A 3,209-nucleotide genomic window follows, 5' to 3' on the forward strand; every position below is an offset into this window, starting at 1 on the left:
TTCAGCGGCTTTCTATCCTCCCGGGTCGCTTCCAACCAAGTACTTTCGACGTTTGTGAGCTTAACTACCGTGTTCGGCATGGGTACGGGTGTATCCTCACAGCTATCGCCACTGTTTCTGAGAGTGTTCTCTCAAAACTATATAGAAGAATTTTTCATCTGCGTTTTCTCAAAGTGTTTTAGTTAAGACCTCGATCTATTAGTACTGCATCGCTCCAAACCTTACGGCTCTTCCACTTGCAGCCTATCTACCTCATAGTCTATAAGGAATCTTACTCATTTCTGATGAGAAGTCTCATCTTAAGGTGGGCTTCACACTTAGATGCTTTCAGCGTTTATCCCTTCCGGATGTAGCTTTCCGGCCATGCCGTTGGCACGACAACCGGTACACCATTGATCCGTCCACTCCGGTCCTCTCGTACTAGGAGCAGCTCCCTTCAAACTTCTTGCGCCCGCGATGGATATGAACCAAACTGTCTCACGACGTTTTGAACCCAGCTCGCGTACCACTTTAATGGGCGAACAGCCCAACCCTTGGGACCTACTCCAGCCCCAGGATGTGATGAGCCGACATCGAGGTGCCAAACCTCCCCGTCGATATGAACTCTTGGGAGAGATTAGCCTGTTATCCCCAGGGTAGCTTTTATCCGTTGAGCGATGGCCTTTCCACACAGTACCACCGGATCACTAAGCCCGACTTTCGTCTCTGCTCGACTTGTCTGTCTCGCAGTCAAGCTCCCTTCTGCCTTTGCACTCTTCGGTCGGTTTCTGTCCGACCTGAGGGAACCTTTGGGCGCCTCCGTTACTCTTTCGGAGGCGACCGCCCCAGTCAAACTGCCCGCCTGAGACTGTCCGCAAGGTCGTTACTCTTCGCGTTAGAATCTCAGCAACAGAAGGGTGGTATCCCAACGGCGACTCCATATCATCCAAAGATAATATTTCGTAGTCTCCCACCTATCCTGTGCGTCTATCACCGAGATTCAATCTCAAGTTGCAGTAAAGCTCCATGGGGTCTTTCTGTCCAGTCGCGGGTAACCTGCATCTTCACAGGTATTTCAATTTCACCGGGCCCCTCGTTGAGACAGTGCCCAAATCATTACGCCTTTCATGCGGGTCGGAACTTACCCGACAAGGAATTTCGCTACCTTAGGACCGTTATAGTTACGGCCGCCGTTCACCGGGGCTTCAGTTCAAAGCTTCGCCTTGCGGCTAACCTCTCTCCTTAACCTTCCGGCACCGGGCAGGCGTCAGCACCTATACTTCAGCTTTCGCTTTCGCAGGCACCTGTGTTTTTGGTAAACAGTTGCTTGGGCCTTGTTTCTGCCGCCTTTTTCTGCTTTGAGCGTTTCTGCTCTCCACTTACCGAAGGCCATCCTTCTCCCGAAGTTACGGATGCAATTTGCCGAGTTCCTTAACGAGGGTTTTCCCGCGCACCTTAGGATTCTCTCCCCGCCTACCTGTGTCGGTTTACGGTACGGGCGGATATCCTCTCGCTAGAAGCTTTTCTTGGCAGTGTGGGATTCACAAGTTCCACAAAGTTTCCTTTGTTTCCTCTTCATGTCTCAGCTTTTAGTTTATGGGATTTGCCTCATAATCAACCTACTCACTTGAACGTACTCTTCCATCCGTACGATTGTGTACCCTTCTGCGTCACTCCTTCGCTCAATCGAGTCTATCCGGTACAGGAATTTCAACCTGTTGTCCATCGCCTATGCTTTTCGCCTCGGCTTAGGTCCCGACTTACCCTGAGTCGACGATCGTTGCTCAGGAATCCTTGGGCTTTCGGTGGAAAGGATTCTCACCTTTCTTTTCGATACTCATACCGGCATTCTCACTTCTCATATGTCCACATTTCCTTACGATTATGCTTCTTCCTTATGAGAACGCTCCCCTACCCATGATATTGCTATCATGCCATAGCTTCGGTTCCGTGCTTGAGCCCCGGACATCTTCGGCGCAGCGTCTCTCGACCAGTGGGCTATTACGCACTCTTTAAATGATGGCTGCTTCTAAGCCAACATCCTGGTTGTTTATGAAATGCCACATCCTTCGCCACTTAGCACGGCATTGGGGACCTTAGCTGATGGTCTGGGCTGTTTCCCTCTTGACCACGGCCCTTATAAGTCGTAGTCTGACTCCCAGGTATAATTGCAGCCATTCGTAGTTTGACTGGGTTTGGTAGCCGGATAGGCCCCTCTCCTGATCAGTGCTCTACCGCCTGCAATCTCTTCCCTGAGGCTAGCCCTAAAGCTATTTCGGGGAGAACCAGCTATCTCCACGTTCGATTGGAATTTCACCCCTACCCACATCTCATCCTAACACTTTTCAACGTATATAGGTTCGGTCCTCCACACATTTTTACCTGTGCTTCAACCTGGACATGGGTAGATCACTGTGGTTTCGGGTCTACGCAATCCGACTGTCGCCCTCTTAAGACTCGCTTTCGCTTCGGCTCCGCATTTCCTGCTTAACCTCGCCAGACCTCGTAACTCGCCGGTTCATTCTTCAATAGGCACGCCGTCGACCTTATTATTAAACGGTCTTCGACTGCTTGTAAACATACGGTTTCAGGTTCTATTTCATTCCCCTCCCGGGGTTCTTTTCACCTTTCCCTCATGGTACTATACGCTATCGGTCGATATCTGTGTTTTGTCTTGGAGGGTGGTCCCCCCTGCTTCCTGCAAGATTTCTCGGGTCTCGCAGTACTCCGGTACTGTCTTGTAGTGTTGAACTTTTCGCTTACCGGGCTTTCACCGTCTTCGGCTTTGTTTTCCAACATATTCAGCTAAATTCTTCACTATCTATTGACAGCCCTCTACCCCAATGAAGTTTCCTTCTTCGGTTTGGACTTCTGCCCCGTTCGCTCGCCGCTACTTGGGGTATCTCGTTTGATTACTTTTCCTCCGGCTACTTAGATGTTTCAGTTCACCGAGTGCCTCTCCTATACCGGTCGGTATGGATGACGGTGCATGACCACCGTCGGGTTGCCCCATTCGGATATCCACGGGTCATAGGCTATTTGCGCCTCTCCGTGGCTTTTCGCAGCTTGTCGCGTCCTTCTTCAGCAGATATCGCCAAGGCATCCACCATATGCTCTTAGTATCTTAACTTTCACCTTGACCTTCTCGTTTGAGTTTCCTTCAGATGCGTAAGAAATCTCTTTTATGAAATCTTTCTTACTTTCTTCTTCTATATAGTTTTCAAAGAACT

The 3,209-nt window shown here is 49.9% G+C and carries 2 rRNA genes; both read right to left on the reverse strand.

Annotated features, from left to right (window positions below):
* Window position 1: 1 nt before the first annotated feature.
* Window positions 2–116: ribosomal RNA gene (rrf, locus tag HMPREF9083_RS06080) — 5S ribosomal RNA — on the reverse strand.
* 62 nt (window positions 117–178) lie between these two features.
* Window positions 179–3,109, reverse strand: a 23S ribosomal RNA gene (locus HMPREF9083_RS06085).
* Window positions 3,110–3,209: the final 100 nt, after the last annotated feature.

It is taken from the genome of Dialister micraerophilus DSM 19965, from assembly GCF_000194985.1.
GTDB lineage: Bacteria > Bacillota > Negativicutes > Veillonellales > Dialisteraceae > Dialister > Dialister micraerophilus.